6 protein-coding genes and 1 pseudogene are annotated in these 7326 nt (G+C 74.0%); 4 read left to right on the top strand and 3 right to left on the bottom strand.

Going from position 1 to position 7326, the window contains the following annotated elements; translation table 11 throughout:
• Nucleotides 1-36: 36 nt before the first annotated feature.
• Nucleotides 37-147, top strand: a pseudogene (locus ACFU7Z_RS07805) (hypothetical protein); the annotation flags it as partial.
• A gap of 17 nt (nt 148-164) precedes the next feature.
• On the opposite strand, the gene ACFU7Z_RS07800 reads toward ACFU7Z_RS07805, so the two are convergent.
• Together ACFU7Z_RS07800 and ACFU7Z_RS07795 are read right to left on the bottom strand one after the other, a co-directional pair.
• Entirely contained in the window at nt 165-1889 is a 1725-nt protein-coding gene (locus ACFU7Z_RS07800; protein WP_380776899.1) for a phospho-sugar mutase, read from the bottom strand.
• 190 nt (nt 1890-2079) lie between these two features.
• Nucleotides 2080-2901 carry a purine-nucleoside phosphorylase gene (locus tag ACFU7Z_RS07795; RefSeq protein WP_049654087.1) on the bottom strand — a complete coding sequence of 274 codons (822 nt, stop codon included), beginning with the start codon at nt 2899-2901 and terminating at the stop codon, nt 2080-2082.
• A 328-nt stretch (nt 2902-3229) separates the two neighbouring features.
• On the opposite strand from ACFU7Z_RS07795, the gene ACFU7Z_RS07790 reads away from it, so the two are divergent.
• Complete coding sequence (locus ACFU7Z_RS07790) at nt 3230-4126, top strand: hypothetical protein (RefSeq protein ID WP_380776897.1); 897 nt, start codon at nt 3230-3232, stop codon at nt 4124-4126.
• Here the strand turns inward: ACFU7Z_RS07790 and ACFU7Z_RS07785 are convergent.
• Complete coding sequence (locus ACFU7Z_RS07785) at nt 4093-4530, bottom strand: gamma-glutamylcyclotransferase (RefSeq protein WP_049660023.1); 438 nt, start codon at nt 4528-4530, stop codon at nt 4093-4095. The two genes, ACFU7Z_RS07790 and ACFU7Z_RS07785, sit on opposite strands and share 34 nt — an antisense overlap.
• 99 nt (nt 4531-4629) lie before the next feature.
• Here ACFU7Z_RS07785 and ACFU7Z_RS07780 point away from each other — a divergent pair, with 99 nt between their 5' ends.
• Entirely contained in the window at nt 4630-6084 is a 1455-nt protein-coding gene (locus ACFU7Z_RS07780; protein ID WP_049660024.1) for an NAD(P)H-quinone dehydrogenase, read from the top strand.
• A gap of 236 nt (nt 6085-6320) precedes the next feature.
• Nucleotides 6321-7277 (top strand): DeoR/GlpR family DNA-binding transcription regulator, encoded by a 957-nt coding sequence (locus ACFU7Z_RS07775; RefSeq protein WP_241853005.1) that lies wholly within the window; start codon nt 6321-6323, stop codon nt 7275-7277.
• Nucleotides 7278-7326 lie beyond the last annotated feature (49 nt).

The raw sequence follows: 7326 nt of genomic DNA, 5'->3' as shown, positions 1-7326 counted from the left end.
ATTGCAGGGTATACGGAAGTTGAAAAAGCTGAAATTGTGAAAGATCACCTTCTGCCGAAGCAGCTAAAGGAGCACGGATTAAAGAAAGGGAACTTGCAGCTTCGTGAAGCAGCGATTTACGATATGATTCGCTATTACACGAGAGAAGCAGGAGCGCGCGGGGATCAGACGGTGATGCCCGCCGCGTCGGCGAGGTCCCGCTTGACGGTGGCGAGCAGGGCGGCGGCGCGCTCGCGGACCGGGGCCAGGTCGGCGGCCGAGGCGACCGGGAGGACGACCTCCAGGTAGCACTTGAGCTTGGGCTCGGTGCCGGAGGGACGGACCACGATGCGGGCGGAGCGGACGCCCTCGCCGGCCAGGTAGTAGCGCAGGCCGTCGGTGGGCGGCAGCTCGGCGGAGCCGGCCGACAGGTCGTCGGCGCGGGTCACCCGGAGGCCGGCCAGCACGGTCGGCGGCTGCTCGCGCAGGCGGCGCATGGCGTCGGCGATCAGCGAGAGGTCCTGGACCCGGACGGAGAGCTGGTCGGTGGCGTGCAGGCCGTGCTCCAGCGCCAGGTCGTCCAGCAGGTCGGACAGGGTGCGGCCGGACTTCTTGAGGGTGGCGGCCAGCTCGGCGACCAGCAGGGCGGCGGTGATGCCGTCCTTGTCCCGGACGCCCTGCGGGTCGACGCAGTAGCCGAGCGCCTCCTCGTAGCCGTAGCGCAGGCCCTGGGCGCGGGAGATCCACTTGAAGCCGGTCAGCGTCTCGGCGTAGCCCAGGCCCGCGGCCTCGGCGATCCGGCCGAGCAGGGTGGCGGAGACGATGGTGGTGGCGAAGGTGCCCTCGGCCTTCTTCGCGACCAGGGCCGAGCCGAGCAGCGCGCCGACCTCGTCGCCGCGCAGCATCCGCCAGCCGGAGGTGCCGTTGCCGGCGCCGGCCGCGTTGCCGTTGACGGGGACGGCCACCGCGCAGCGGTCGGCGTCCGGGTCGTTGGCGATCACGATGTCCGGGCCGACGGTGGCGGCGGTGCGGAAGGCGAGGTCCATCGCCCCCGGCTCCTCCGGGTTGGGGAAGGCCACGGTCGGGAAGTCCGGGTCGGGCTCGGCCTGCTCGGCGACCACGGTGGGCGCGGGGAAGCCGGCCCGGCGGAACGCGGCGACCAGGGTGTCGCGGCCGACGCCGTGCATCGGGGTGTAGACCACCTCCAGGTCGCGCGGGCCGTGCTCGTCGACGATGGAGACGGCCCGGTCCAGGTAGGCCTCGACGACCTCCTCGCCGAGCACCTCCCAGCCCGACGCGGCGCGCGGGACGTCGTCCAGCGAGCCGATCGCGTCGATCCTGGCGGCGATCCCGGCGTCGGCCGGCGGGACGATCTGCGAGCCGTCGCCCAGGTAGACCTTGTAGCCGTTGTCCTGCGGCGGGTTGTGGCTGGCGGTGACGGTGACGCCGGCGGCCGCGCCCAGGTGGCGGACGGCGAAGGCGAGCACCGGGGTCGGCAGCGGGCGCGGCAGCAGCGCGGCGCGCAGGCCGGCGCCGACCACCACGGCCGCGGTGTCGCGGGCGAAGTCGTACGACTTGTGGCGGGCGTCGTAGCCGATGACGACCAGGTCGCCCAGGCCCTGCTGCTTGACGTACGCGACCAGGCCGGCGGCGGCCCGGATCACCACGGCGCGGTTCATCCGCATCGGACCGGCACCGAGTTCGCCGCGCAGGCCGGCGGTGCCGAACTGGAGCCGGTCGGAGAAGCGCTCGGCGAGCTCCGCCCAGGCGAGCTTGCCGTCGGTCTCGACCTCCGGGGCCTCGGCCCGGGCCAGCAGGGCGGCGAGCTCCTCGCGGGTCTGCGGGTCGGGGTCCTCGGCCAGCCAGGTCCGGGCCCGGGCGAGGAGGTCGGTGGTGGGTGCCTGCGTCATGCCAGCTCCATGGGGACGTGCGTCGGTGTGTCGGCCGGAGGTTCCGCTGTGGGTCGGGAGGGTTCCGCTGGGACCGGAGGGTTCCGCAAGGAAGGGGGTCGCACATGCGGACGGGGCCCACGGGAGGGCGTGATCAGCGGATCACGCCGCCCGTGGGCCCCGTCAGTCATGATTCTGCGCCCGCCGGGCGTCAGATCCGCTCAAGGACCTTCGCCAGCAGCTCGCCCATGCGCTCGGCGGAGGCCTTGCCGGCCTCCAGCACCTCGGCGTGGTTGAGCGGCTCGCCGGTCATGCCGGCGGCCAGGTTGGTGACCAGGGAGATGCCGAGCACCTCGCTGCCGGCCTCGCGGGCGGCGATGGCCTCCAGGGTGGTGGACATGCCGACCAGCTCGCCGCCGATGACCCGGGCCATGTTGACCTCGGCCGGGGTCTCGTAGTGCGGGCCGCGGAACTGGACGTAGACGGCCTCGTCCAGGGACGGGTCGATCTCGCGGCAGAGCTCGCGCAGGCGCTTGGAGTACAGGTCGGTGAGGTCGACGAAGTTCGCGCCGACGATCGGGGAGTCCGCCGTCAGGTTGATGTGGTCGCTGATCAGGACCGGCTGACCCGGGGTCCAGCCCTGGCGCAGGCCGCCACAGCCGTTGGTCAGCACGATGATGCCGCAGCCGGCCGCGGCGGCGGTGCGCACGCCGTGGACGACGGTGGCCACGCCGTGGCCCTCGTAGTAGTGGTTGCGGCCGAGGAAGATCAGGGCGCGCTTGTCGCCGATCTTCACCGAACGGATCGTGCCGGCGTGGCCGGCGACGGCGGGGGCGGGGAAGCCCGGGAGCTCGGTGACCGGGAACTCGGCCACGGTCTCGCCCAGGGCGTCGGCGGCCGGCACCCAGCCGGAGCCCATCACCAGGGCGACGTCGTGCCGCTCGGCACCGGTCAGCTCGCGCAGGCGCTCGGCGGCGGCCTGGGCGGCGGCGTAGGGGTCGGCGGAGACGACCGACTGAGGAGAAGCGTTCACGGGTCAGAGGATAGACGGGTTTCGGCTACGCGCGTAGAAATTCAGCCGCGGCATGCCGGATCGTTACCCGGTTGACCCGAAAACACAGCTCGGTGACGCTTTTCGGGTGAGCGGGCCGTCGGATCGCATACAACCCGGGTGCCGCGCCGGGCCTTTCCCTCCGGGCGGTCGCTTCGTGCGCGTGCCGTCGTGGCCCGTTTCCCGGCGGGCCGGTCCGGGGCCGGCGGCGTTACGGTGACGGTCGGGGCCCGAGGGGCCGAGGGGGCCGATCCTTCGTCGCCGGTCCGGTCCGCGGCTCCGGCGGGGCGCCAGGACGGGGTCGACCGCCATGGGGAACACGGACAGCCGGTACCCGCCGCCCGCGGCGCCGCCCGGGCCCGCGCCGGTGGACCTGGCGGCCCGGGTGGACGCGTTCACCGCGGACTTCTTCCCGAGCGGCCGGTACACCGTGCCGGGCGCGGCCCAGCGCCGGGCGGTGGCCGACGGCGTGCTCGGCGCGCTGGACGGCCGGACCGGGGAGGCCGAACGGGCGCTGGCCCGGGCCGGGTACCGGATCACCGGGTTCACCGAGGCCGTGACCGGCCGCCCGGTCACCGAGATCGCCGAGACCGCCGTCGGGGACGGCCGCGGCTGGGGCCGGGTCTACCTGGACCGCTCGGTCCGCCCCGCCTGGTCCGTACAGGTGCCCCACCCGGCCTCGGACGTCCGCACCGAGGCGCTCGGGGTGGAGCTGTTCCGGGCCGTGCCGGGCGGCGTGCTGGTGCTCGCCGGGGCGCACCGCCGGGCCGGGGCGGACGGCTCCTCGGACGTCGCGCACCGCAGCGACACCGTCTTCGCCGCCGTGGTCGAGGCGCTCACCCTGCGCGGCCTGCCCGGCATCCAGCTGCACGGCTTCGGCGCGGCCAGCCTGCCCGGGCGGGACGCGGTGGTCTCCAGCGGCGCCGGGCGGCCGGGCCCGGCCGCCGAGCTGACCGCCGCGGGGCTCGGCGGGGCCGGCCTCGTGGTCCGCCGGGCCTGGCGGGAGCCGGGTGCGCGGCTGGCCGGCGCCACCAACGTGGCCGGCCTGTTCGCGGCCGGGCTCGGGGTGCCGTGGCTGCACGTCGAACTGGCGTACGGGGTGCGCGCCGACCCCGCCCGGCGCGCGGCGGTGGCGCGGGTGCTCGCGGCGACCGTGCGCGGCTGGGACGCGGATCAGCAGGGGCGGCGGCGCAGGTCCATCACGTAGTCGTGCGGTGCGCCGGCGCTCTCCGCGGCGTCGGCGACCAGGCCGAGGTAGCGGGCCGCGGGCAGGCCGCCCTCGTAGTCGTTGAGCACGTACGTCCAGACCGGGATGTCCCCGTCCAGGGTCTGCGCGCGCAGCTTGATCTTGCGGTAGATGCCGAGCTGGACGCCCTCCCAGCGGTCCAGGCCCTCCTCGTCCATCGGCGCGACGTCGTACAGCGAGACGAAGACCTGGTCCTTCTCGTCCTCGACCACGGTGGCCAGCGAGCCCTCCCAACCCAGCTGCTCGCCACCGAAGGTGAGCCGCCATCCGGCTAGCCACCCCGTGCCGCGCAGCGGGGAGTGCGGGGCTCGGCGGGTCATCTGCCGGGCATCGAGGTTGGTGGCATACGCGGCGTAAAGGGGCATGGGGGCCAGGGTAGCCCGGGCGGCGGGCGGGCCGGGGCGACTGGACGAACGTACGGGAGCCCCGACCCCGGCGTGGCGGCGCCGCGGGCGTGCGGGACAATGGGGAACGTGACTCGGATCGTGATCATCGGTGGCGGACCCGGCGGCTACGAGGCGGCCCTGGTCGCCGCACAGCTCGGCGCGGAGGTGACCGTCGTCGACACCGACGGTCTGGGCGGATCGGCGGTGCTCACGGACTGCGTTCCGTCGAAGACCCTGATCGCGACCGCGGAGGTGATGACCACCTTCGACAGCTCGTACGAGGAACTGGGCATCCTGGTCGCGGACGACACCCCGCCCGTCGAGCAGGCGGCCCGGGTGATCGGCGTGGACCTGGGCAAGGTCAACCGCCGTGTGAAGCGCCTGGCGATCGCGCAGTCCCACGACATCACCCAGTCCGTCACCCGGGCCGGCGTCACCGTGCTGCGCGGCCGCGGCCGGCTCGGCACCGGCGGGCAGGCCGTGGACGGCTCCCGCGAGGTGCTGGTGGACGCGCCCGACGGCACCGTGCAGTCGCTGCACGCCGACGCGGTGCTGATCGCCACCGGCGCCCACCCGCGCGAGCTGCCGGACGCCCAGCCGGACGGCGAGCGGATCCTCACCTGGACCCAGGTGTACGACCTGGAGGAGCTGCCCCGCGAGCTGATCGTGGTCGGCTCCGGTGTGACCGGCGCCGAGTTCGCCGGCGCGTACCAGGCGCTCGGCTCCAAGGTGACCCTGGTGTCCAGCCGCGACCGGGTGCTGCCGGGCGAGGACCCGGACGCCGCCGAGGTGCTGGAGGACGTCTTCCGCCGCCGCGGCATGAACGTCATGGGCCGCTCGCGCGCCGAGAGCGTCAAGCGGATCGGCGACCGGGTCGAGGTCATGCTGGCCGACGGCAAGGTGATCGAGGGCACCCACTGCCTGATGGCGGTCGGTTCCGTCCCCAACACCTCCGAGATGGGCCTGGAGGAGGCCGGGGTCAAGCTCAACGACTGGGGCCAGATCCAGGTTGACCGGGTCTCCCGCACCACCGCCCCCGGCGTGTACGCGGCGGGCGACTGCACCGGCGTCTTCATGCTCGCCTCGGTGGCGGCCATGCAGGGCCGGATCGCGATGTACCACGCGCTCGGCGACGCGGTGCAGCCGCTGAACCTCAAGACCGTGGCCTCCAACGTCTTCACCGACCCGGAGATCGCCACCGTCGGCTACACGGCGGCCGACGTGGAGTGCGGCAAGATGGACGCCGTCGTGGTCAAGCTCCCGCTGCGCGGCAACCCGCGGGCGAAGATGCAGGGCATCCGGGACGGCTTCGTGAAGCTGTTCTGCCGCCCGGGCACCGGCATCGTGGTCGGCGGCGTGGTCGTCGCCCCGCGGGCCAGCGAGCTGATCCACCCGATCTCGCTCGCGGTGGACGCCAATCTGACGGTCGAACAGGTGGCCAGCGCCTTCACCGTCTACCCGTCCGTCTCCGGCTCGACCGCCGAGGCCGCCCGGCAGCTGCACATCCGCAAGCGGGTCGACGGCGAATCCTGAGCGTCCGGCGCACAGTTGAGGGCGGTTGCCGATCGGCGACCGCCCTTCGCGCGGGCATGGCCGTCACCCGGACGGCGGGCGCAGTTCCGGGCCATTGACGGCGCGTATTCTACGGTCACGCGCCGCTCGTGCGTGAGCAATTCCCGCTACTAGCTGCAAACGCCTGAAAGCAGACGGTCACGCAGGTTACCGTCGGTTCTGTGTTTGCAGCAGAACGTCGCCAGTTGATCCTCGAAATGGTGCGCGCCAACGGAGCCGTCTCGCTCCGGGAGTTGGCCCGCGTCGTCCAGACCTCCGAAGTGACCGTGCGCCGTGACGTGCGGGCGCTGGAGGCAGAAGGGCTCCTCGACCGCCGGCACGGCGGCGCGGTGCTCCCCGGCGGCTTCAGCCGCGAACCCGGATACCCGCAGAAGACCCACCTGTCCGCGGCGGAGAAGAGCGCCATCGCGGACTTCGCCGCCGGCCTGGTGGAGGAGGGGGACGCGGTGGTGGTCGGCGCCGGCACCACCACCCAGGAGCTGGCCCGCCGGCTGGCCCGGGTGCCCGGGCTGACGGTGGTCACCAACTCGCTGCTGGTCGCCCAGGCCCTGGCGCACGCCAACCGGGTCGAGGTGGTGATGACCGGCGGCACCCTGCGCGGCTCCAACTACGCGCTGGTGGGCAGCGGCGCGGAGCAGTCCCTGCAGGGGTTGAGGGTCAACAAGGCCTTCATCTCCGGCAGCGGTCTGACGGCCGAGCGCGGGCTGTCGACGGCGAACATGCTGTCCGCGAGCGTGGACCGGGCCATGGTGCTGGCGGCCGCCGAGGTGATCGTCCTCGCCGACCACACCAAGCTCGGCGCGGCCGGCATGTTCCAGACCGTCGCCACCGAGACCATCACCCGCCTGGTCACCGACGAGCAGGCCACCGCGGACGACAGCACCGTCCGCGAGCTGGACGCGCTCGCCGACTGCGGGGTGCAGGTCGACCTGGCCCCGCTGGGCGCCGGCCCGGGCGGTGACGCCCCGGTGCACGGCACCGGCAGCGGCCCGATGCACCAGCCCCAGCCCGGCCCGATGGCCCGCCGCGGCGGCCCGCCCCCCGGCGGCGCCCCGCTGCCCGGCCAGCGCCGCCCCGGCGCGCACGGCGGGCCCGTCGCCCCGGGCGGCATGCCCGCCAGGCTGGCCGAACTGGGCCTGCCGCGCGGGCGCTGAGCCCGTACGGTTACGGTCCGCGGAAACGGGACCGGTCCGCACACCCCCG

The sequence above is a fragment of the Kitasatospora sp. NPDC057518 genome, from assembly GCF_042802075.1.
Lineage (GTDB): Bacteria > Actinomycetota > Actinomycetes > Streptomycetales > Streptomycetaceae > Kitasatospora.
This window is presented reverse-complemented; position numbering and strand designations above follow the sequence as displayed.